19 protein-coding genes are annotated in these 23,143 nt (G+C 59.5%); 10 read left to right on the top strand and 9 right to left on the bottom strand.

Annotation, left to right across the window (positions count from 1 at the left end; translation table 11 throughout):
- Positions 1-20 precede the first annotated feature (20 nt).
- Positions 21-1,094 (top strand): transketolase, encoded by a 1,074-nt coding sequence (locus ACSQ16_RS09830; RefSeq protein ID WP_435988740.1) that lies wholly within the window; start codon positions 21-23, stop codon positions 1,092-1,094.
- Between the two features lie 35 nt (positions 1,095-1,129).
- Here the strand turns inward: ACSQ16_RS09830 and uvrA are convergent, their stop codons facing one another.
- The 7 genes from uvrA to ACSQ16_RS09795 form a co-directional block, all read right to left on the bottom strand.
- Positions 1,130-4,015, bottom strand: a complete 2,886-nt coding sequence (uvrA, locus tag ACSQ16_RS09825) for an excinuclease ABC subunit UvrA (RefSeq protein ID WP_243260758.1) — start codon at positions 4,013-4,015, stop codon at positions 1,130-1,132.
- A gap of 66 nt (positions 4,016-4,081) precedes the next feature.
- Positions 4,082-5,257, bottom strand: coding sequence for an MFS transporter (locus ACSQ16_RS09820; RefSeq protein ID WP_243260759.1), 1,176 nt, complete (start codon positions 5,255-5,257; stop codon positions 4,082-4,084).
- 505 nt (positions 5,258-5,762) lie between these two features.
- Positions 5,763-7,157 (bottom strand): dihydrolipoyl dehydrogenase, encoded by a 1,395-nt coding sequence (gene lpdA / locus ACSQ16_RS09815; protein ID WP_093925989.1) that lies wholly within the window; start codon positions 7,155-7,157, stop codon positions 5,763-5,765.
- A gap of 99 nt (positions 7,158-7,256) precedes the next feature.
- Positions 7,257-7,856, bottom strand: a complete 600-nt coding sequence (locus ACSQ16_RS09810) for a DUF924 family protein (RefSeq protein ID WP_243260760.1) — start codon at positions 7,854-7,856, stop codon at positions 7,257-7,259.
- 65 nt (positions 7,857-7,921) lie between these two features.
- The gene (locus ACSQ16_RS09805) at positions 7,922-9,256 is read right to left on the bottom strand and encodes an MFS transporter (RefSeq protein WP_093925987.1); all 1,335 of its coding nucleotides are present in this window, start codon (positions 9,254-9,256) and stop codon (positions 7,922-7,924) included.
- A 72-nt stretch (positions 9,257-9,328) separates the two neighbouring features.
- Positions 9,329-10,393, bottom strand: a complete 1,065-nt coding sequence (gene queA / locus ACSQ16_RS09800) for a tRNA preQ1(34) S-adenosylmethionine ribosyltransferase-isomerase QueA (RefSeq protein ID WP_243260761.1) — start codon at positions 10,391-10,393, stop codon at positions 9,329-9,331.
- Between the two features lie 43 nt (positions 10,394-10,436).
- On the bottom strand, positions 10,437-13,778 hold the full coding sequence (locus ACSQ16_RS09795) for a YhdP family protein (RefSeq protein WP_243260762.1): 3,342 nt from the start codon (positions 13,776-13,778) through the stop codon (positions 10,437-10,439).
- Between the two features lie 95 nt (positions 13,779-13,873).
- Here ACSQ16_RS09795 and ACSQ16_RS09790 point away from each other — a divergent pair, with 95 nt between their 5' ends.
- From ACSQ16_RS09790 to ACSQ16_RS09775, 4 genes are all read left to right on the top strand, one after another.
- Complete coding sequence (locus ACSQ16_RS09790) at positions 13,874-14,347, top strand: peroxiredoxin (RefSeq protein ID WP_243260763.1); 474 nt, start codon at positions 13,874-13,876, stop codon at positions 14,345-14,347.
- Positions 14,344-15,162, top strand: a complete 819-nt coding sequence (locus tag ACSQ16_RS09785) for a ferritin-like domain-containing protein (RefSeq protein ID WP_243260764.1) — start codon at positions 14,344-14,346, stop codon at positions 15,160-15,162. The genes ACSQ16_RS09790 and ACSQ16_RS09785 overlap by 4 nt, the downstream gene beginning before the upstream one ends.
- Positions 15,163-15,355: 193 nt before the next feature.
- The gene (locus ACSQ16_RS09780; protein WP_093925982.1) at positions 15,356-16,684 is read left to right on the top strand and encodes a M23 family metallopeptidase; all 1,329 of its coding nucleotides are present in this window, start codon (positions 15,356-15,358) and stop codon (positions 16,682-16,684) included.
- Positions 16,674-17,174, top strand: a complete 501-nt coding sequence (locus ACSQ16_RS09775) for a bactofilin family protein (RefSeq protein WP_093925981.1) — start codon at positions 16,674-16,676, stop codon at positions 17,172-17,174. Before ACSQ16_RS09780 ends, ACSQ16_RS09775 begins: the two co-directional genes overlap by 11 nt.
- A gap of 194 nt (positions 17,175-17,368) precedes the next feature.
- Here the strand turns inward: ACSQ16_RS09775 and ACSQ16_RS09770 are convergent, their stop codons facing one another.
- Both ACSQ16_RS09770 and ACSQ16_RS09765 read right to left on the bottom strand, forming a co-directional pair.
- Positions 17,369-17,923 carry a peptidylprolyl isomerase gene (locus ACSQ16_RS09770; RefSeq protein ID WP_243260765.1) on the bottom strand — a complete coding sequence of 185 codons (555 nt, stop codon included), beginning with the start codon at positions 17,921-17,923 and terminating at the stop codon, positions 17,369-17,371.
- Complete coding sequence (locus tag ACSQ16_RS09765; RefSeq protein ID WP_093925979.1) at positions 17,916-18,422, bottom strand: peptidylprolyl isomerase; 507 nt, start codon at positions 18,420-18,422, stop codon at positions 17,916-17,918. The genes ACSQ16_RS09770 and ACSQ16_RS09765 overlap by 8 nt, the downstream gene beginning before the upstream one ends.
- Positions 18,423-18,549: 127 nt before the next feature.
- Here ACSQ16_RS09765 and ACSQ16_RS09760 point away from each other — a divergent pair, with 127 nt between their 5' ends.
- The 5 genes from ACSQ16_RS09760 (at position 18,550) to ACSQ16_RS09740 (ending at position 23,138) form a co-directional block, all read left to right on the top strand.
- The gene (locus ACSQ16_RS09760; protein ID WP_243260766.1) at positions 18,550-19,728 is read left to right on the top strand and encodes a phosphoglycerate kinase; all 1,179 of its coding nucleotides are present in this window, start codon (positions 18,550-18,552) and stop codon (positions 19,726-19,728) included.
- A gap of 120 nt (positions 19,729-19,848) precedes the next feature.
- On the top strand, positions 19,849-20,148 hold the full coding sequence (locus ACSQ16_RS09755; protein ID WP_093925977.1) for an FtsB family cell division protein: 300 nt from the start codon (positions 19,849-19,851) through the stop codon (positions 20,146-20,148).
- A gap of 182 nt (positions 20,149-20,330) precedes the next feature.
- Positions 20,331-21,344, top strand: a complete 1,014-nt coding sequence (pdhA, locus tag ACSQ16_RS09750) for a pyruvate dehydrogenase (acetyl-transferring) E1 component subunit alpha (protein ID WP_243260767.1) — start codon at positions 20,331-20,333, stop codon at positions 21,342-21,344.
- Positions 21,344-21,730 carry a VOC family protein gene (locus tag ACSQ16_RS09745; protein WP_093925975.1) on the top strand — a complete coding sequence of 129 codons (387 nt, stop codon included), beginning with the start codon at positions 21,344-21,346 and terminating at the stop codon, positions 21,728-21,730. Before pdhA ends, ACSQ16_RS09745 begins: the two co-directional genes overlap by 1 nt.
- Position 21,731: 1 nt before the next feature.
- Complete coding sequence (locus ACSQ16_RS09740; protein WP_243260768.1) at positions 21,732-23,138, top strand: pyruvate dehydrogenase complex E1 component subunit beta; 1,407 nt, start codon at positions 21,732-21,734, stop codon at positions 23,136-23,138.
- Positions 23,139-23,143: the final 5 nt, after the last annotated feature.

The raw sequence follows: 23,143 nt of genomic DNA, 5'->3' as shown, positions 1-23,143 counted from the left end.
CTATCTGTGGAGATCACCTGATGCGACGCCTGCTCATTACCACAATCCTGACGACCGCCTGCGCGAGCGGCCCATTGGCCGCAGCTGGGACCGGCTTTGCTCCGGCGCAGCCTGCGATTGCGTTTGACGCCAATGGCCCTGAGACGCTTTGGCTCGCCAAAGGCGAGAAGGGCAAGGACAAGGACAAGGACAAGGACAAGAAAGACAAAAAAGAGAAGAAGAAGGACAAGCGCGAGAAAAAGGCTGAGAAGAAAAAAGAAAAGCACGAGAAAAAGGCCGAAAAGCACAAGGAAAAGAAGGCCAAGAAAGACGATAAGGTCGAGATCAAGGTCAACGGCGACAAGGTCAAGATCAAGGGCGATGAGATCAAGCTGCCAAAAGGTGTGGACCGTGCCGAATTTAATGAGCGCGTGACCCGCTTCACGCAAGACCGCGAGACCGTTGTAAATCGCCTTCTGAACACACCGGCACCCGAGGGCCGTGACATGGCCGTTATCCTCGGCGCAGCCGCACTGGCTCTGGCCGCGCCTGAGCTGAACGCAGCCGCCCTGCCCGAAGACGAGTTGATTACCTATCGCAACTGCCCACCCGGATTGGCCAAGAAAGACCCGCCTTGCGTTCCCCCGGGGCTGGCCAAACAGGGCGTGACCTATGAGCAATGGGCTAGCTATTCTGATGAAGAACTGGACAGGCTACTGCGCGAGCGCCGCGAACTCTATCTTGAGGCCGACCCTCTCACAGAACGTGAACTTCTGTTGTTGGAGTCCAATCAGATCGCGCAGCTCTACAATCTTGATGCAGCGCCAGATGGTCATCGCTATGCATTGATTGACGGTCAGCCTGTCTTGCTCAGCAACGAAGATCACACCGCCCTGCTGCGGATCAATGAATTGGCCCGCGTACCGACTATCGGCTCAGGCATTAACGTCGCGCCAACCGCCGCGCTGACGCAGGCGGACCTTATCAACCTCTACCGTCTGGCCGAACCGCAAGAAGGTTATAACTACGCAGTACTGAACGGTCAGGTGATCTCGCTACAGGACAGTGCCTATGAGACGCTGCAACTGATCCGCATCGCCCGCGCCGTGCTCTAAAAGCACGCCGCAGGGAAAGCCGACTGTGGCGGCGGTTATTCCGCCGCCACTTTTGCTTGTTTGTACAACATCGGCTTGAGGTATTTGCCGGTATGGCTTTCGGCCACTTCCGCGACCTTTTCCGGTGTGCCAGTCGCCACCACCCGTCCACCGCCATCGCCGCCCTCTGGGCCGATATCAATGATGTGATCCGCGGTTTTCACTACGTCAAGGTTGTGCTCAATCACCACAACCGAGTTACCCTGATCCACCAATTCATGCAGCACTTCCAACAGCTTGCGCACGTCTTCAAAGTGAAGACCGGTCGTCGGTTCATCAAGGATATAGAGCGTGCGGCCCGTTGAGCGTTTACTCAACTCCTTACTCAATTTCACGCGCTGCGCTTCACCGCCCGAAAGCGTGGTCGCTTGCTGTCCGACCTTAATGTAGCCTAGCCCCACCCGCATCAGTGCGTCCATCTTCTCCCGGATCGAGGGTACGGCAGCGAAGAACGTTTGCGCATCTTCCACTGTCATATCAAGGACATCGGCGATGCTCTTACCCTTAAAACGCACCTCCAAGGTCTCGCGATTATACCGCGCCCCCTTACAGGTCTCGCATTCGACATAGACATCCGGAAGAAAGTGCATCTCGATCTTGATAACCCCGTCACCCTGACAGGCTTCGCAGCGGCCACCTTTTACGTTAAAGCTGAACCGCCCCGGCTTATACCCACGCGCCTTTGACTCCGGGAGCCCAGCAAACCAATCACGGATCGGCGTGAAAGCCCCCGTGTAAGTCGCTGGATTTGAACGCGGAGTCCGTCCAATAGGACGCTGGTCGATATCGATAACCTTATCTAGATGCTCCAACCCCTTGATGGTCTGACAGGGTGCAGGAGTCTGCCGCGCGCCGTTCAGATTCATCGACGCGGTTTTGAACAAAGTTTCGATGGTCAGCGTGGATTTACCCCCGCCCGAAACACCCGTTACACACACGAATTTGCCTAGCGGGAAGTCGACTGTTACGTCTTGAAGGTTATTCCCAGTCGCCTTTACGACCTGAAGCTTCTTCTTGTTCCCTTTCCGACGCTTTGTCGGAACAGAGATTTCACGCACGCCTGTAAGGTATTGGCCTGTAACAGAATTCGGATCATTTGCCACCTGCTCTGGTGTCCCGTGGCTGACCACCTGCCCGCCATGCACACCCGCACCCGGCCCGATGTCAAAGACGTAATCCGCCTCACGGATCGCTTCTTCGTCATGCTCCACCACAATCACGGTATTGCCCTGATCACGCAGGTTTTTCAGCGTGCCAAGCAACCTGTCGTTGTCTCGCTGGTGCAGACCGATGGAGGGTTCATCAAGCACATAGAGAACGCCGGTCAAACCAGAGCCGATCTGACTGGCCAAACGGATACGCTGACTCTCCCCGCCACTTAATGTTCCACTTGAACGTGACATCGTAAGATACTCTAAACCCACGTTATTTAGGAATCCCAGGCGTTCACGAATTTCCTTCAATATGGCTCGGGCAATCTCATTCTTCTGTGAGGTTAGATGCTCTGGAACAGAGGTGCACCATGCGTACGCCTCGCGGATCGACATCTCCACAACCTTACCGATGTGAAGCAACTCATTCTCATCCCCCGTCGCGGGGCCGATGCGAACCGCAAGCGCCTCTGGTCGGAGACGGAAACCACCGCAGGCGCCACAGGGGCGGTTGTTTTGATAGCGCTCGAATTCCTCGCGTACCCAATTGCTGTCAGTTTCACGATACCGACGTTGCATGTTGGGGATCACCCCTTCAAACACACGCTTTACTTCATAGACACGCCCGCCTTCGTCGTACCGAAAAGCAATCTCTTCCTTACCCGAACCGCGCAGGAATACCTGCTGGACATTCTCCGGCAGGTCTTTCCACCGCGTTTTCTGATCGAATTTATAATGCTTCGCAATGGCTTCGATGGTTTGTTTAAAGTAGGGAGACTTGCCCTTGCGCCAAGGTGCCAGCGCACCATCATAGATCATCAGGTTCTGATCAGGGACCACCAGCCGTTCGTCAAAGAACAGCTCGACGCCCAAACCATCGCACGACGGGCAAGCGCCAAAAGGCGCGTTAAAAGAAAACAAACGCGGCTCAATCTCGGGGATGGTAAAACCACTGACGGGGCAAGCGAACTTCTCGGAGAAAGTGTGCCGCTCAGGGTCGCCTTCACTCGGCGCTGTCTCCAACACCGCAATGCCATCGGCAAGGTCTAAGGCCGTGCGCAACGAGTCTGCGAGACGCGTCTCCAACCCTTCACGCACGACAATTCGATCAACGACCACGTCGATGTCATGGCGAAACTTCTTATCTAACGTAGGTGGCTCATCAAGGTCGTGGAACTCTCCATTCACCTTCACCCTTTGAAAGCCTTGCTTTCTTAACTCAATGAATTCCTTACGATATTCACCCTTTCGATCGCGAATGATCGGCGCCAAGAGATAGGCGCGCGTGCCCTCTTCCATGGTCATGATCCTGTCGACCATGTCTTGGACCTGCTGCGCCTCGATAGGCTTACCAGTGGCGGGGCTATAGGGGGTTCCGACGCGCGCAAAAAGCAGACGCATATAATCGTAGATTTCGGTCACCGTGCCGACTGTCGACCGGGGGTTCTTTGATGTGGTCTTTTGCTCGATGGAAATCGCCGGGCTGAGGCCAGAGATATGGTCGACATCCGGCTTCTGCATCATATCGAGGAACTGTCGCGCATAGGCCGACAGCGATTCCACATAGCGCCGCTGCCCTTCGGCGTAGATCGTATCGAACGCGAGGCTCGACTTACCCGACCCAGAAAGCCCCGTGATTACAACCAGTTGGTCCCGTGGAATATCCACGTCGATGTTTTTCAGATTGTGCTCGCGCGCACCGCGCACTTCGATGTTCTTCAACTCAGCCATGACATGCCCCTCTTAACGATTTGTACATAGGTGCTGATGCAGTGTTTTCCAATGAAAATGTGAGAACTAAACAGGAACGCTCAAGCTGCGACGCCGCGCCGCACCAAGGAGGAGATGTGCCACAAGCCCCATACCAAACGCCCCCCCTGCCAGCAGCGGCAGTGCGGCGCCGCCAAAGGACGCAAGACCGAAGGCCATCACAGGCGTGCCCAGACTATTGCCAAGGTTCCCCATTTGCGCCACCGCGCCATTGGCCTGCGCCTGCGCGGCGGGTCCATGGTTCAACTGTGCCACGGCGGTAAAGCTCGCCCCTTGGATCAGGCCCATCGACCCCGCGAGGGCCAAACAGGCCAACGGGGAGCCGGGTGTCATCCAAAGCCACGCCATTGAAAGGGTCGACAATGTGAAACCCGTTTGTACGACGCGAACAGCAGGAAGACGCCGCAGCAATGCGACGCCGATGGTCATTGAGACGGCAATGCTGGTCAGCGGCATCGCTGCCATGGTGATCGCGCGCCACCCGTCGGGAAGATAGGGCGGCAGAACGGTAAGAATGGAGACAAAGCTGAATGTATAGAACAACCAGCCCGCAGCCGGAGCAGATAAAAAGGGCGACCGGTAGATCGCCATATGGTCGCGCAGCATCTGCGACAGAGAGAACGGCGGCTGCGCGCCCTCGTCTGGCAGGCTCCGCAGGGTGGCCGAAAGCACCAGAGCGCAGCCCGCCATATAGAGTGCATGCGCGGCGAAAAGCGCTGGTACGCCCCATGCCAGCGCAAGTGGGCGACCAGCAAGGGTCAAGACCGCGAAGGCCACGCCAAAGAAGGTACCCCAGAGCGTCAGTGTAAAGCCGCGGTCCTTCACAGTGCTGAGTTGCGCAATCAGTGTCGGTGCGGCCACGACGATGGCCAGATGTGAAAGGCCTTCGACAACACGACTGGCAAGCATCCAACCGAACCCTGGCAGCAGCGTCTGAAAAGCCGAAACCGCCGCCCCCAGCCACAAGGCGCATAGGATCGCGCGTCGATAGCGAATGCGCGCCACCATCAGCCCGGCAACAACACCTAAGAGGATACCGACACCACCGACCAGCGAAACGAGGAACCCAAGAGCCGCCCCGGCCTGTGGGTAGAGATCGGGCAGCAGATCAAAGATGACGCTCATCTTGCCATATTGAGCCGCAGCGCCCAGCCCGGCGGCCCAAAGCGCGAAAACGCGCAAAAAGGATGTGTGCTCAATCATAGTGTTTCTGTTCTTTAGGTTTCTGCCCGAGTGTAGAGCGGCGTCTTGGTGGCGTTAATAGGATCACTGCCTTTCCGCCCACATGCGGCAGCAAGTCCGGTTTTGAGTCGCACTGTAACCGAGTGGTTGGGCGACAGTCGTGCTCGGCGTGGAACTGAATTTGCCGGTCTATTTTTAAGTTTTTCAGTGAAAAGGAGGCGCTTTGGGAAGGCTGGAGAAAAGAAACTATGGCTTCATGATAGAGGAAATCCAGTCGCGGCGGAGGGTTCGCGCCGCATAGTTGGTCGCGGTCTGTAAATACTCACAGAACTGGTTGACCATTTGATCGGAGGCAAGCAAGCGAAATTTGCCGCTACGGCTGTGTGGGCACGTCCGCTGATCGCCCAACGGATACTGAGGTGCAGGACGGCATCTTGGGCCTGACCATCCTCGGCCGCCGCATGAGATAGCGCCCAGCGTGCCGAAATCGGAACAGGTGCGTTTCGCGCAGCCTGCTCCGCTGAATTTACATATGAATCACGCGGTCGAAAGCATCGAGCACGGATTCATGCATCATCTCGCTCAGTGTCGGATGCGGGAAGACCGTGTTCATCAGGTCTTCCTCCGTCGTCTCTAACTGACGGCCCACGACATAGCCTTGGATCAACTCTGTCACCTCAGCCCCAACCATATGCGCACCCAGAAGCTCGCCTGTTTTGGCGTCAAAAATGGTCTTTACCATCCCTTCAGGCTCACCCAACGCCACGGCCTTACCGTTGCCGATAAAGGGGAATCGTCCGACTTTGATGTCATAGCCTTGCTCTTTGGCCTTGGCCTCGGTCAGGCCGACTGAGGCGACCTGCGGGTGGCAATAGGTGCAGCCCGCAATGCTTTCGGGTTTGACCGGGTGCGGCTTTTGGCCGGCGATCAGTTCAGCCACCATAACACCCTCGTGGCTTGCCTTATGCGCCAACCATGGGGCACCGGCGATGTCACCGATGGCAAAGAGCCCGTCGACGCCGGTACGACAGTATTCGTCTGTCACCACATGGGTCCGGTCCACTTTGACGCCGAGCTCTTCAAGCCCCAGCCCTTCGGTATTGCCGACGATGCCGACCGCAGAGATCACGGTGTCGAACTCCAGCTTTTCGACTTTGCCGTCGCGTTCGATATGGGCGGTGACCTTCTCGGCGGAACGGTCGAGCTTTTTGACCGTGGCCTTTTGCATGATGGTCATGCCCTGCTTCTCAAAGGCCTTCTTGGCGAATTTAGAGATTTCTTCATCTTCTACAGGCAGAACGCGATCCATAACTTCGACCACAGTCGTATCGGCGCCGAGCGTGTTGTAGAAGCTAGCAAATTCAATGCCGATGGCGCCAGAGCCGATCACCAAAAGCTTTTTGGGGTCATGGGCAGGCTGTAGGGCGTGGCGGTAAGTCCAGACCCGCTTGCCGTCGGCCTCAAGCCCCGGCAGCTCCCGGGCACGTGCGCCGGTGGCCAGAACGATGTTCTCGGCCGTCAGATCTTCGCTGCCCTTTTCGGTTTTGACGGAAACCTTCCCCTTCGCGGGGATCGAGGCTTCGCCCATGAAGACCTCGACCTTGTTCTTCTTCAGCAGGTGTTTGACGCCGCTTTCCATCTGTTTGGCAACGCCGCGCGAACGTTTGACCACGGCAGCGAGATCATAGTCGATCTTATCCGCAGCCAGACCAAAATCCTTGGCGCGGTGCATCAGATGGAACACTTCGGCAGAGCGCAGCAGCGCCTTGGTCGGGATGCAGCCCCAATTGAGACAGATACCGCCCAGATTTTCCCGCTCAACAACCGCGACCTTAAGGCCAAGCTGTGCGCCACGGATGGCGGCGACATAGCCGCCCGGCCCCGCACCGATCACGATCAGATCAAAGGATTTGGCAGCCATGGCACGGACCTCGCGTTAGGGTTTGCAAATATAGTTTACCGCTAAACCATATTTGCAATCGCCACAACCACGCGTGTTGCACCCTGCCCGAGCAATGGCTCAGGCCGCTTGGCGACTTTCACGAAGTTGCTTGACGGTACGGCCGTAGCCACCCTCTTTGAGGTAAGAGGTTTCCTGCGCGGTGAAGCTGCGCGAGAGAGCTGCGTTGCGATAGGGAAAACGGCCAAACTGGCGGATCACTTCGCGATGCGCGCGGGCATGCAACAGGTTGCTGTCGCGGCTTTCCGGCATCCGCTCACACATCAAGCGCACACAGCGGTCCTGATCACAAAGGTTTTCGGAATGCATCAGCGGCAGATAGAAGAACTGCCGCTCGGGCGCTTCAATGCGCATATCCCAACCCTTTTCAATCGCGCTTTTCGCGGCGGCCAGCGCGACCCGGTCGCTTGAAAACGCCTTGCCCGTATCGCGGAACATGTTGCGCGGAAATTGGTCTGTAAGGATCAAAAAAGCGAGCGCATCGGTGGGATTGGTCAGCCAATGGCTCAGCCTTCCGGCCTGCGCGTCATTCCAAAGCTCTTCAAAGCGGGCAAGGATATCGGCATCCAAATCTTCAGAACTGTTGTACCATCCGGTCGGACCGATGTCTTCCAACCAGAATTTCAGTACGTCTTCGGGTCCTGTATTTGTGCCAGTCATCCCGCACACTCCTTTGCCGCAATTTGGGCGATTCATTAAAGTTAAGAACGTCTTACCGCAAAAGCCTAGTCACGTTTTATGTCATCCGCGACATCGTTATCGCTATCAGAGGCGTTTTTATCTGCTTCGGCGTTTTCTTGGGCCGCCTCTTCGGCGGCTTCCTGTTCTGTTTCAATGATATATTCCTGGGCGATCTCCACGGCCACGGCAGTGGCCGAGGGGTAGATCGGCACGTAGTTGCCCGTCTCGTCGACCGGAATCGCGGCACGCTGCGTCTTACGGTAGGAGGCATAGCCAGCCAGAGCCACGAAAAGCACTGCCGTAAACAAGTAGAACCCCCCCGGCCCAAGCGCGGTGCCCATCATCCAACCTGTGATAACCGGACCCAATACAGCCCCTAAGCCGTTGATAAACAACATCCCGCCCGAAGCTGCGGGCATGTCCTCGTGGTCTAGAAAGTCATTGGTATGGGCCATGATTAGGGAATACAGCGGGTTCGACATGCCGCCGACGACAAAGGCTGTCGCAAGCAGAATCGGAAAGATATGCCCCAGCATCATCCCAACGATAGAGCCCCCGCCCCCGATCAGCGCCGTGATGACGATCAAGCTGCGTCGGTCCATCCGGTCCGAGATCCAGCCAATGGGATATTGCAAGATCACAGAACCGACAAAGAAGGCCGCGACAAAAAGTGAGATCTGCGCAACGCTCAGCCCCGCTTCAGCCCCATAAACAGCCGCCATGCCGAATTGGGCTGAGAAGACGCCGCCCAAGAGAAACATGCCGACGCAACCGAGCGGAGAAGTCTCCATCAGTGTGCGAAGGCTCATCGGTTTGGTGGTGCCAAAGGGCGGCGTGGGGCTGATCGACAATAGGATTGGCGTCACCGCTATGCTCACCAAGACGGATGGAATGACAAACAGCACAAAGCCCGAGGGGTCAGCAGTCAGCAACAACGCTTGAGCGATGACGATACCGAGTGTTTGCACGATCATATAGGCCGACAGCGCCTGCCCCCGGTTTTCATTGGTGGCGGCGTTATTCAGCCAGCTTTCCGCCGTGACATAGACAGCGGAAAAGCAGAACCCGATCAGCACGCGACCGACCGACCAGACGATGATATTGGGGAACGTGGGGTAAATGATCATCACGGCAGAAATCAGCGAGGCAAGCGCGGCAAAGACCCGAACGTGACCAACCCGCCGGATCATTCCCGGTGCCATTCGCGAACCGCCAAGGAAACCGACAAAATATGCGGACATAACGATCGACATTTGAAAGGTCGAAAACCCTTCGATGCCGCCGCGAATGCCCAGCAAAGTGCCCTGCATGCCGTTGCCGACCATCAAAAGGCACATGCCCAGCAAGAGCGCCCATGCGCTTGAAACCACTTGAATCATCGGTCAATTCCTTGTTCGCCCAGACCCTCCCATGGACCGCAATCGCAGGCTAGTCACCCCCTAGTGCGACATTCAAGCGGGTTTTTGCGCCTTCGGCAGCAGAAGGGAGGAGTCGCCATACGAAAAGAAACGGTATTTCTCGGCAATGGCATGGGCATAGATGTCTTTGACCTGCTGCACGCCCATCAGGGCCGAGACCAGCATCATGAGGGTCGATTTGGGCAGGTGAAAATTGGTCATCAGCCCGTCGGTTACATTGAATTCGAACCCCGGCGTGATGAAAATATCGGTGTCGCCTTCCCAGGCGGTTATCTGCCCACCGCGCGCCGCGGTCTCGATCAGGCGCAGAGCAGTGGTGCCTACGGGGATCACACGCCCGCCTGCCGCGCGGGTCGCTGTGATCTCTTCGGCAGCCTTGGCGCTGACCCGCCCCCATTCGGCGTGCATCTTATGTTCGGAAATGTCGTCAACCTTGACCGGCAGGAAGGTGCCCGCGCCGACATGAAGCGTCACGTGGCTAAACTCCACGCCCTGTGCCGCCAGCGCCGCCAGCAGCGCCTCGTCGAAATGCAGCGAGGCCGTCGGGGCCGCAACCGCGCCTGCATGGCGGGCAAAGACGGTTTGATAATCAGTCATGTCTTGCGCATCAGCCGCACGTTTGGCGGCGATATAGGGCGGCAGCGGCATAGCACCTGCGGCGTTCAGCGCGGCATCAAAATCATCGCCCGTGCAATTGAAACGAAGATGCCCCTGTCCGTCTTCGACCGCCTCCAATTTTGCGCGTAGGGCGTCGGTGAAGATCACCTCTTCCCCGATCTTCAGTTTGCGCAGCGGCTTGATTAACGCTGACCAAGTGCCGTCACCACGCGGTTCAAGTAACGTAACTTCGATCTTCGCCTGCACGGCCCCCTGTGCAGAGGCACGGTGGCGAACGCCGCTCAGCCGCGCAGGGATCACGCGGGTATCGTTCAGCACCAAACGGTCACCGGGGCGCAGCCAGTCGGTCAAATCGGTCACGCGACGGTCATGCAGCACAGCGCCATCCGCAACCAATAGCCGCGCAGAAGAACGCGGATTGGCGGGGCGCGTGGCGATCAATTCCTCAGGCAGGTCAAAATCGAAATCAGAAAGTTTCATGCGGCATTCCTGCTGGTCTGGCGGGCGTGGGTCGCCCCGGCGCTTAGCGGTCCTCTGGCACTCGGGCAACCGGATTCGCTGGACCCTGCACACGCGGCGCGGCAGGTGGCGGGCTACGGAACAGCTCACGGAACATCCCGGGCGTCAGGGCCGACAGCGGATTGACCGAGACATTGGGCTCTTTCGCTGGGCCATTGAGGCTGTAATTGAAACCAATCAACCCCTCGCCCTTGCGGGTGAACAACGACCCGATTCCGTTCACCAGATAGACCGGGGACACCACGCCCTGCATGTCGATTAACCCACTGTCGAGCGCATAGACTCCTTCCATCGACAAGCCCAAGGACGCCCCTACGGCGCTGGCTTCGGTCAATGTCAGGCGGTTCGGGGTCAGGCGAAAGTTCGCTTCGACGTCATCGAAATAGATCCCATCGCCATTAAGTTCGTTGATCAGCCCCACGACCGAAATCGCATTAACCAGCGCAGCAATCCCCGGCGCGTCTTGTATGCCCACCTCGCTTACACTGAGTTGCCCATCAAAGGCCCCGCCCAATCCCACCGGCAGCAGGGTCAGCGATAGGTTTCCGCCCACCACCTGTTTGACCAACCCAGCCGAACGCAAGATCCCACCCGCATCGCCTGAGACCACGCGCACCGCGCTACGCCCCCCTTGGGGCAGCACCCGGCCTTGCACAGGTGTGCCGCCATTCAGCCGCGCGGTGAACGATCCATCCATCCCCTCGGCAGTGTCGAATGTGCCCGATAGGTTGGTGAGAGAAATTGTATCGGTGATCTGCAACCGATCCAGCGCCACGCGCATCGGTGGCCCGGCCTGCCCTTGGGAAGGCCCGAACTCTGCGCGTCGCATATCGAGTGTGCCGCCACCCAGCACCACCTGCACCGGATTGCCCTTGCCACGCCCGATAAGTTGCACGGGGATATCAAGCCAGTCGCCGCGCCGCAGGCGGTCGATCCGCACACGGTCAAGCGCACCGCCGGGTTTCAAGTCTATCGATCCGGCGAGCCTCAGCCCCGGTGCGGTGAGTTGAAAGGCGTCGATGTTGGGCGTCTCTCCCAGCCGTCCGGCCAGTCGCAATTCGCCCTTGGTGCCCGGCGTTTTGCTCCATGAAAGTTGCGGAACAGAAATGCCCACCCCCGCGAGATTGCTTTGCAGCGAGAACCGCGGCGCTGTGCCCTTTTTCAGATCCACCGCGATTTGCCCCGTGCCGCTGCCACGAATGCTGCCTGGCGGTAGGGCGATGCCAAAAGCCTCTAGCCCCGTGGGGGTCAGCGCCACCTGCGCGGTAAGCTTGCTTTCGTCCGATCCCGGCCCAATGGCCTGCGACCATTCCCCGTCAAAGCCTACCCCGTCGATCCGGCCCGCGCCCCCGATGGTGATACGGTCGTTGTTGGCGGTGATTGACAGCTTGCTGGCCTGAAGGCTGCGATCCTTGACCAAGGTATCGGTCGACAAAGACAGCAGTTCCCCCGCAAAGTGATAGCGCACATCCTCGGGTTTGCCGCCCTTTTTCAGCGGCAGCGCCAGCGTGCCATTCAGCACCGCCTCACCATCCGCGAGTGTCACTGGCAGCCCTGCTTTATCCATCACCTGCATCGGCGGTTGGTTCAGCAGCGACAGCGCAGCGGTCAGGGTCGACCGGGTATTGAGGCGGATCACCGATGGGCTGCCGTCCTTCACACGCACGTCCGGGATAATGAAAGACGATCCATCCAGCGTCACCGCCCCACCCTGCGGTGCGATCACCTCGCCCGCGTCCACCGTCACAACCAAACGGTTGTCGAGCAAGCTCATATGCCCGCTGCCGTCGGTGATATGCGGCAAGGTCTTGAGGAAACGCACCTCGGCCCCAGCATAGTCAAAGGCCACATAGGTCTGCGGCGGTGCATCTGGGTCCATACGCAGGGCCAGATCAAGGTTGCGCATCCACCCCCCATGCAGGTTCTCATCCAGCCATTTGCGGGTCTTGGGTTTCACCGTTTCAGGCCAAAGGGTCAGCAGCCGCTCTGGGTTCAGCCGGTCCATCCGACCATCAAGCGACAGTTTCCAACCCTCGGGCGCGGCCAGCAATTCGCCATCAAGGCGAAGGCTGCGGCCCTGATCGCTGATCTCCAACCGTCCCAGCTTCAGACGAAAAGGATCAAGGCTGAGTTGGAAGTCGATGTCCGCCTGATCCAGCGCCACAGGCTCGGGGTAGAGTTCGGCAGGATTGGCGCGCAGATCGCGCAGGGTAAACTGCCCCACCATACGCCCCGGAATACCGCCCGTGACATCACCCAACTGCGAACTGCCCGTGATACTGCCAGAAACCCACGGGCTGTCGAGCGACATCTCATCAAAACGCAAAAGCTGGCGTGCGGGATCATAGCTAAAGTAGCTGCGCGCGCCGTCAAAGGGGATTGGCGTGGTCTGGGGATTGGGCTGCAACGCGCCCTTCCCGATTTGCAGCGAAGCGTTGATCGGCGTAAAACTGCCCGCGCTGTCGATCCCGCTGCGCACCGCGCCGGAGATATTGGCACGCAGCACCTCAAGCCACGAAAACGCCGGGCCTTGGGCTGCGATATCACGCGCGTCGATCCCATCAAAGGTCACACCAAAGGTCGCGGCGTTCTGGCCAATTTGGCTGCTGTAATTGGCGGTCAGTGTGGCCACCCCGGCGCCCCCGCTTAGCACTGCAAGGTCGGCAGATAGATCAAGCTGATCACCACTACGCGACAGGCGCAGCCGCCCTCCATCACCGGTCCATGCTCGGCCAGCACGGACATCCTCAAACCGCAGGGTCAGGGCGCGCAACTCGACCGATCGCAGGGCGGAAAGCGCAGGCGCTGCCAGCACCTCGTCAATCTGGCCGATCAACTGGGGCAACGTCGCGGCCTCGCGTTCAGGCGGGGCGATCCCGGCCCCGGCGGAAAGGCTCACCCGTCCGTCCGCGCCCCGGCGCAGATTGGCCACAACGCCTGATAAGGAAATTTCTCGCGGTTGCGCCACACCGCGCAACAATGACCGCATCGACAGGCTGGCCTTGAACTCATTGAAGCTGACGATCTCGTCGCCTTCGGGGGTGGTGACAAAGATGTCTTGCAGGCGCACACGCGGCCGCCAGCCCTCGTCGACGACAAACTCCATCGCGCCAAAATCCACCCGCGCCTGTGGCAGGGCGCTCGCGATCCGCGCCTCGATCCGCTCTTGCACCCAAAGCGGCGCAGGGATCGGACGCCCGGTGAAATAGACCGCCGCCCCCGTCGCCAGCGCCGCGAGTAGCACCAGCACCGCGACCGACGCGATCCCCGCACGGCGGCGCGACCTGCGGCGGGTCGGCCCCTCGCCTGTCGGCGCAGGCGGGCTGGAAGGGGATGGGTCGCTCATCGGGCTCCGGTTCGGCTGGGGCGGCTTTGACGTTGTCAAATCAGATGCAGTATGACAGCCCTGAACGACCCTTCACAAGCCAAAGGAACCGCCCCATGTCGCAGATCGGACCGCAGCCCGGCCAACCGGCCCCGGATTTCACCCTTCCCGTGACCGGCGGTGGCGAGATCACGCTCTCTTCCTTACGCGGTGCGCCGGTGGTTCTGTTCTTCTACCCGCGCGATGACACGCCCGGCTGTACCAAGGAATCGATCGGCTTTTCGGAGCGGCTTTCGGAGTTCGCCGAGGCGGGCGTGCAGGTCTTCGGCATCTCGCGCGACAGCATGGACAAACACGACAAATTCGCCGCCAAACACGCGCTGACAGTGCCGCTGTTGTCCGACACCGATGGCGCGGTGACCGAAGCCTATGAGGTCTGGGTCGAGAAGAACATGTACGGCAAGAAATCCATGGGCATTGAACGCGCGACCTACCTGATCGACGCGACGGGCAAGATCGCGCAGGTCTGGCGCAAGGTGAAGGTGCCCGGCCATGTGGATGCCGTGCTCGACGCGGTGCGCGGCGCATGATGCCGCTCGCGGAAATGGCCGAGGCGGTGCTGCGCACGGCGGATGGGCGCGAGAAGACGGCGCTGTCGCGGAAATATGCGGCGCAGTGGCTCTCGGCCCGGGAGGCCGGTGAACGCCCCGAGGTGGGACGCGCCGACCCGCCGTTGCACCCTGCCCGGCCCGCCAAGCTCGAATTGCTGAGCCCCCGCGAGGTGCCCCGCCGCCGCCCCGGCACGCCCGAGGGCCGCGCGGCGCTTTTGCATGCCGTGGCGCATATCGAGTTGAACGCCGTCGACTTGCATTGGGACGTGATTGCGCGGTTTTCGCATGTTCCGCTTCCGCTTGGGTTCTTCGATGACTGGGTGAAAGCGGCGGACGACGAATCCAAGCACTTCAACCTGATGTGCGATTGTCTTGAGGAGATGGGCAGCTACTACGGCGCGATGCCCGCCCATGCGGGCATGTGGCGTGCAGCCGAAGATACGGTGGACGATCTGATGGGTCGCCTTGCCGTGGTGCCGATGGTGCTGGAGGCGCGCGGCCTTGATGTGACGCCCGGCATGATCGAGATATTCCGCAAGGCCAAGGCCGACAGCGCCGTCGCCGCGCTTGAGACGATCTATGCCGAAGAAGTCGCCCATGTTGCCTATGGCAGTAAGTGGTTTCATTTTCTCTGCGGCCGCCATGACGAAGACCCGAAAGACCGTTTTCATGCCCTCGTACGCAAGTATTTCCACGGCAATCTGAAGCCGCCCTTCAACGAGGAAAAGCGTGCCGAGGCGGGAATCCCTCCGGACTTCTACTGGCCGCTGACAGCAGACGGTGGGCCGGTATAACAAAACACTAAAAGAGCAAGTGTTTGGTATCGGCGGATTTTTGCCAATTTCTTAGCGCATAATAAGGCGGATGGGGGATTGCCGCGCAGGCATGGGGCAATAGGGTTGCCCCATTCGCAGGCACTGGCTATTGACGTTGGGCGCGGGCCGGGCTGCCCCGCCGCGCCGACGGGACGGGACAAGGGACGACAACGTGCGCACACGGATTGCCATCAAGACGCATGCTCTGCTTGAGCATTACTTTCCCGAACGCCGCGTCTTTCTGAAATCCGACAGCGACACCCGTTTCATCCGCCTCCGCCCCGGCACCCAGATTATCGGGCTCGCAGGCTCTGCCTTTCTCGTGTCATGGGCCATCATCGCCACGGCGATCATCCTGATGGACAGCATCGGCTCTGGCAATTTTCGCGAGCAGGCCAAACGCGACCAGCGCACCTATCAGGCCCGGCTGAACGAGCTTTCCGCGCAGCGTGATCTGCGCGCCGAGGAGGCACTGGCCGCCCAGGATCGGTTCAACGCCGCCCTGACTCAGATTTCCGTTATGCAGTCCGAACTGTTGTCGTCCGAGACCCGCCGCCGTGAGTTGGAGACTGGGATCGACGTGATCCAGTCCACCCTGCGCGACACGATGAAAGACCGTCAGAAGGCCCGGTTAAAACTGGCCGAACTGGAAGGCAGTCTTGAGAATGGTGAGGCAGGAAGTGTTCGCGCCGACGCGGATCAAGCCCCGACCGATTTCCTTGCCCAAGCGCTGGCGCGCACTGCCGCTGAGCGGGACAAGGTTGTCGTTGATGCCCAAGACGCCCTGCTGCAAGCCGATGAGATGGCGCAGGAAATTGCGCTCATGCGCGATCAGAACGATGCCATTTTCCGCCAGCTTGAAGAAGCGATGAGCGTTTCGGTTGCTCCACTTGATAAGATGTTCCGCAGCGCGGGCATGCCCACGGACAGCATTCTTGCCACTGTGCGCCGTGGCTATTCCGGTCAAGGTGGCCCGATGACGCCTTTGTCTTTCACCACCCGTGGTGAGGAATTAAGCCCAGACACGCTGCGCGCCAACCGTCTGCTAAACCAGATGGACCGGCTGAACCTTTACCGGATCGCCGCCGAAAAAGCGCCTTTTGCGAACCCGGTCAAAAACGCTTTCCGCTTCACCAGCCAATTCGGCTATCGCCGCGACCCCAAGACGGGTGGACGCCGGATGCACAAGGGTGTCGACTTTGCCGCTGGCATGGGCACGCCGCTCTATTCCACCGCCGATGGTGTGGTGATTCACGCGGGCTGGTCATCGGGCTATGGTCGTCTGGTGAAGATCCAGCACGAGTTTGGCATCGAGACGCGCTATGCGCATATGTCCAAGCTTCGCGTGAAAGTTGGTCAAAGAGTCTCGCGCGGACAGCATATCGGTGATATGGGTGCCTCAGGACGGGTCACCGGTGTTCATCTCCATTATGAAGTCCGCGTAGGTGGCAAAGCTGTCAATCCCATGATCTATATCAAGGCTGCAAACGATGTTTTCTAAAAGCAAAATCAATGATCCCGCGCCCAGTGATGCCGATGCCAACAAGCCGGCCTCTTCCGGTCATGCCCCGGCCCCCACTGCGCCGAAGCAGAACGAGTTCAAGGCCAGCGCGCCCAAGGCAAAGCCGCCTGCCTCTGTTCTGTCCTCTGATCTGCATGTGACCGGCAACATGAAAACCACCGGCGATATTCAGGTCGAAGGTACTGTCGAAGGCGACATCCGCGCGCATCTGCTGACCATCGGAGAGACCGCGACGATCAAAGGCGAAGTGGTTGCCGACGATGTGGTGATTAATGGCCGTATCGTGGGCCGCGTCCGCGGCCTTAAGGTCCGCCTGACATCCACGGCCCGCGTTGAGGGTGACATCATCCACAAGACCATCGCGATCGAATCCGGCGCGCATTTCGAAGGTTCCGTGCAGCGGCAGGATGACCCGCTGAACCCCGGTGCGAAATCCGCACCCGCGCAGAAGCCGAACCCTGCGTCCTAAGACTTCGGCAGGCTAAACATTCGCAGGCGTCGCAGGGAATGCGGCGCCTGTTTGCTTTTGGGGGGACGGTCTAGGCTGCGCCCTGCCCGCTGCGCTGCTGACAGACCATTGGCGATAACGCTCATTTCATCACGGCCTGAGCTGACCGGTGCGCGGGGTGAGCAAGCCCACCCCACGCGATGCTAGTCGGGACGTTACTCAGTCACCGTGACCTTCTGCATCACGTCCGGCGTGCCCACGACGGCGCCGTTCGGGCCGGTGCCGCGTTTGATGGCGTCGACCACGTCCTGCCCTTCGGTGACCTTGCCGACGACGGTGTACTGACCGTCAAGGAAAGGTGCCTTATCGAACATGATGAAGAACTGGCTGTTGGCGCTGTCCGGGCTTTGGCTGCGGGCCATGCCAACGACGCCAGCCTCATAGGCGATGTCCGAAAACTCGGCCTTAAGGTCGGGCTTGTCAGAGCCACCCATGCCAGCGCGCGCGGTGTCGCCGCCGGTTTTGCCGAATTGCACATCGCCTGTCTGCGCCATGAAACCGTCGATCACGCGGTGAAAGACCACCCCGTCATAGGCGCCTTCTTTGGCCAGCTCGGTGATCTGTGCGACATGGGCAGGTGCCACATCTTCCAGCAGGTCGATCTTGACGGTACCATTGGACTCACCCGCGACTTCGATCTCAAGCCCGGTTGCCGCAGCCGCCGTGCCAAGGATCGCCAGTACAGCGCTGGTGCCTGCGATCTTACGCATCTGCGGCCACCTTGACCGAGATCATGCGGTCGGGGTTCGCAGGCGGCTCGCCACGGGTGATCGCATCGACATGCTCCATGCCCGAGATGACCTGCCCGTAGACGGTGTACTGACCATTGAGGAAGTCGTTGTCTTTAAAGTTGATGAAGAACTGGCTGTTGGCGCTGTCGGGGTTGGCCGAACGAGCCGCACCAATGGTGCCACGGGCATGGGGCACCTTGGAGAATTCCGCAGGCAGGTTCGGCAGGTCCGAGCCGCCGGTGCCAGCCGCGCGCAGGTTGAAGTTGTCTTCCATGTTGCCGTTGGCTACGTCCCCGGTCTGGGCCATGAACCCTTCGATCACGCGGTGGAAGGCGACATTGTCGTATTTGCCGGCGCGGGCCAATTCCTTCATGCGCTCAACGTGCTTAGGTGCCAGATCGGGCATCAGCTCGATTGTCACTGTGCCGTCTTTCAGCTCCATCAGGATGGTGTTTTCGGGGTCTTTGATATCGGCCATAGGGCATTCCTTGTGTTTGTCTTTGCCAGATACCTAAGGAGCTTGGCGGCGATTGCCAAGCCGCGCATTGACGTGGGGCCCGATAACAGCAAAACACAGCGCAAGAGATTGGAATGGGAGAAGACCGATGGGCTGGAAATCACTGGACGACATGGACCTGAACGCCAAGCGCGTACTGCTGCGGGTCGACATCAACGTACCCGTAGAGGATGGCCGCGTGACCGATGCCACGCGGATTGAGCGGATCGTGCCCACAGTGAACGACATTCTCTCGCGCGGTGGCAAGGTGACACTGCTGGCGCATTTCGGGCGACCTAAGGGCAAGGTTGTCGAGGAGATGAGCCTGAAACAGGTCCTTCCCGCACTGAAAAACGCTTTGGGTCGTGACGTGGCCTTTGTCCCGTCGCTTGAGGCCGCATCTGGGGCGCAGGATGATCTGCAACTCATGGAAAACATCCGGTTTTGCCCAGGTGAAGAAGCGAATGATGCAGAGTTCGCCCAACGCCTTGCTGATCTGGGTGATGTCTATTGCAACGACGCCTTCTCGGCTGCGCACCGCGCCCATGCATCGACGGAAGCACTGGCGCGGCTGCTGCCCGCCTGCGCGGGCCGTTTGATGCAAGCAGAACTTTCGGCGCTAGAGGCGGCTTTGGCCAAGCCAGAGCGCCCGGTGGGTGCCGTTGTTGGCGGGGCCAAGGTCTCGACCAAGATCGCGTTGTTGGAAAACCTCGTGAACCGATTGGATGTGCTGGTGATTGGCGGCGGCATGGCGAACACCTTCCTCGCCGCACTTGGCGCAGATTTGGGCAAATCCTTGGAAGAGCCTGACTATTACAGCACCGCCAAAGACATCATGGCGCAGGCGGACAAGGCGGGTTGCCGGGTGATCTTGCCCGTTGACGGTTTGGTCGCGCACGACTTTGCCAAAGGTGCCGCGTATGAGGTGGCCCAATTGGGCCCCGATGCGAAATTGGCCGCCGATCAAATGGTGCTGGATGCGGGCCCCGATACTGTCGCCCTTGTCGAGGCCGCTTTTGCCGGGCTGCGCACGCTGATCTGGAACGGGCCAATGGGGGCCTTTGAGATCCCGCCGTTCGACACTGCCACTGTTGCTGCCGCCCGCGCGGCGGCCCAGCAAACCCGCGATGGCACGTTGACCTCGGTTGCGGGTGGCGGTGACACGGTTGCGGCACTTAACCAAGCGGGTGTGGCGGATGACTTTACCTATATCTCCACTGCGGGGGGCGCGTTTCTGGAATGGATGGAAGGCAAAACCCTGCCCGGCGTCGCGGCATTGGGCGGATAAGTCACGCCTGCCAAAAAACTGGTTAAATTCCTATGGCATAGGCGCGCGAGGGGTTCCCCTGAGCGAATCGCCTGTGTCATAAAGGTTTCACGCCCGTTAAGAGGCGACAGAGGCAGAGACATGACGCGCACCACCCGCCCCGCATTCGGCACCTTACTGTTCTTCGCGATTGCCTTCGCGTTGAGCCTGTATTTCACCTTTGCCGCCGTGCAGGGTGATTTTGGCCTGTTCCGCCGGACCGAGATCGTGGCCGAGAACCAAAAGCTGGGCGCGCGGCTGGAAGAAGTCCGGGCTGAGGTGGCTCGGATGGAAAACCTCACCAAGCGCCTGTCTGACGATTACCTTGACCTTGATCTGTTGGACGAGCGTGCCCGCAAGGTTCTGGGTATGGTCCGCACCGACGAGATCGTCATCCGCTAAACGCTCTCTACCCCCACGATGGGGTTGCAATTCATTCTCTCTTCTGGCCCACTTTGGCTTGCCAGAACTGGCCTGTGCGCCAGTTTACAAAGTCTCTCGCAATCCATTCAGGAATGCGTTAGGGGATAGTTTAACGCTAAACTACTTTTGGCATCTGACCAGAGCCGACGGAGGAGACGTCCATGGCCGTGAAGAAATCGAGCAAGAAACCCAATGTCTCTGCGGAGGAGTTAACCAACTATTACCGCGACATGCTGCTGATCCGGCGGTTCGAAGAGAAAGCCGGGCAACTTTACGGCATGGGGCTGATCGGGGGGTTCTGCCACCTCTATATCGGACAAGAAGCTGTTGTTGTCGGTCTTGAGGCCGCTGCCGAGGAAGGCGACAAGCGCGTCACTTCCTACCGCGATCACGGGCATATGCTGGCCTGCGGCATGGACCCCAACGGCGTCATGGCCGAATTGACGGGCCGCGAGGGTGGCTACTCCAAGGGCAAGGGCGGCTCGATGCATATGTTCTCGAAAGAGAAACATTTCTACGGCGGCCACGGTATTGTTGCGGCTCAGGTGCCTCTGGGTGCCGGTTTGGCTTTTGCCGACCAGTATAAAGGCAACGGGCGCGTCACTTTCACCTATTTCGGCGATGGTGCGGCGAACCAAGGTCAGGTCTATGAGACCTTTAACATGGCCGCGCTATGGAAACTGCCGGTGATCTTTGTGATCGAGAACAACCAATACGCCATGGGCACATCGCAGCAACGCTCGACTTCCTCGGCCGAGATTTGGGAGCGCGGCAAAGCCTTTGGCATTCCCGGTGAGGCGGTTGACGGTATGGACGTGCTGGCAGTGAAAGAAGCCGGTCAGAAGGCTGTCGCTCACGCCCGCGAGAACGGGCCGTATATCCTCGAGATCAAGACTTACCGCTACCGCGGCCACTCCATGTCCGACCCCGCGAAATACCGCACCCGGGAAGAAGTCCAGAAAATGCGCGACGAGCGTGACCCGATTGAATCGGTCCGCACCCTACTGCTCGAAGGCAATCACGCCAGCGAAGACGACCTCAAGGCCATCGACAAAGAGATCAAGAAGATCGTGAACGAGAGCGCCGATTTCGCCAAGGAAAGCCCCGAGCCTGCGCTCGAAGAGCTTTGGACCGATATCTACGCAACCGAAGTTCCGCAGGAGGCCGAAGCCTGATGCCGCATTTCGAGATCCACGCAAGCGACGTCGCGGCCGCCAAAACTTTCTATGCCGGATTGTTCGGTTGGGAATTTTCTCCCATGGAGGGGGGCGAAGACGCTTCCTATCACCTGATCGAAGGCCGGGACATCGGTACGGGCAAAGGCCTGACCGGTGGCATGATGACACGCGGTGACGCGACCCCAACTGCTGGCGGCCCGATCCGTGGCGGCACCATGACTTTTGAGGTCGAAGACTGTGACGCCCGCTATCGCTGGGCGCTTGATAACGGCGGGGCCGAGGCCCTTCCCCCCACAGATTTTCCGGGCATCGGCCGCTGCGCCTATGTCGAGGACGGCCAAGGCAACGTCGTCGGAATGATTACTCCTGCGGAGAAAAACTGATATGGCAACCGAAATTCTTATGCCCGCCCTCAGCCCTACCATGGAAGAAGGCACGCTGGCCAAATGGCTGGTCAAGGAAGGCGATGAAGTCTCTTCTGGTGACATTCTGGCCGAGATCGAAACCGACAAAGCCACGATGGAATTCGAAGCCGTGGACGAAGGCACCATCGGCAAGATCCTGATCGAGGAAGGCACCGAAGGCGTGAAGGTGAACACCGCTATCGCCGTTCTGCTGGAAGAAGGCGAAAGCGCCGACGATATCGACAGCGCGACATCGGCCCCCGCCGAGGACAAGGGCGAGGACGCCAAACCCGCAGAGGCCAAATCCTCGGGCGACGGCGATAATGAAGGCGGGCGCGCCAACCCCGCCGAGGGCAAGAAACAGCCCGAGCCCGACACCAGCCCCGACTGGCCCGAAGGCACGGCGATGAAGCAGCAGACCGTGCGCGAAGCGCTGCGCGATGCCATGGCCGAAGAGATGCGCCGCGACGAGGATGTGTTCCTCATGGGCGAGGAAGTGGCCGAGTACCAAGGCGCCTATAAGATCACCCAAGGGATGCTGGACGAATTCGGCCCCAAACGGGTGATCGACACGCCAATTACCGAACATGGCTTTGCCGGGATCGGTGTTGGCGCGGCCTTTGGCGGTCTACGCCCGATTGTCGAGTTCATGACCTTCAACTTTGCCATGCAGGCGATGGACCAGATCATCAACTCCGCGGCCAAGACACTTTATATGTCGGGCGGCCAGATGGGCGCGCCCATGGTCTTCCGTGGCCCCAACGGCGCGGCGGCTCGCGTCGGTGCTCAGCACTCTCAAGACTACGCCGCCTGGTTCATGCAAATCCCCGGCCTCAAGGTCGCGATGCCCTATTCAGCGAGCGATTACAAAGGCTTGATGAAAACCGCCATCCGTGACCCGAACCCGGTGATCTTCCTTGAAAACGAAATCCTCTATGGCCGCAGCTTCGATGTGCCGGATATTGAGGATTACACCGTGCCCTTCGGCAAGGCTCGCATCTGGCGCGAAGGGTCGGACGTGACCATCGTCAGCTTTGGCATCGGCATGACCTACGCGCTGGAAGCCGCCGAGAAACTAGCCGAGGACGGGATCGAGGCCGAGGTCATCGACCTCCGCACCCTGCGCCCGATGGACACCGACACGATCCTGAAATCGGTGATGAAGACCAACCGCTGCGTCACCGTCGAAGAAGGCTGGCCGCAGGGCTCCGTCGGTGGCTACATCAGCGGCGTGATCATGCAAGAGGCGTTTGATTACCTCGACGCCCCGGTCATCACCTGCACCGGCAAGGACGTTCCCATGCCCTATGCCGCCAACCTTGAAAAACATGCGCTGGTCACCACCGACGAGGTGATCGAAGCGGTGAAATCAGTCACTTACCGGTAAGGAGC

Origin of the sequence: Sulfitobacter sp. SH24 (genome assembly GCF_965641895.1) — a bacterium.
Classification (GTDB): Bacteria; Pseudomonadota; Alphaproteobacteria; order Rhodobacterales; family Rhodobacteraceae; genus Sulfitobacter; species Sulfitobacter dubius.
This window is presented reverse-complemented; position numbering and strand designations above follow the sequence as displayed.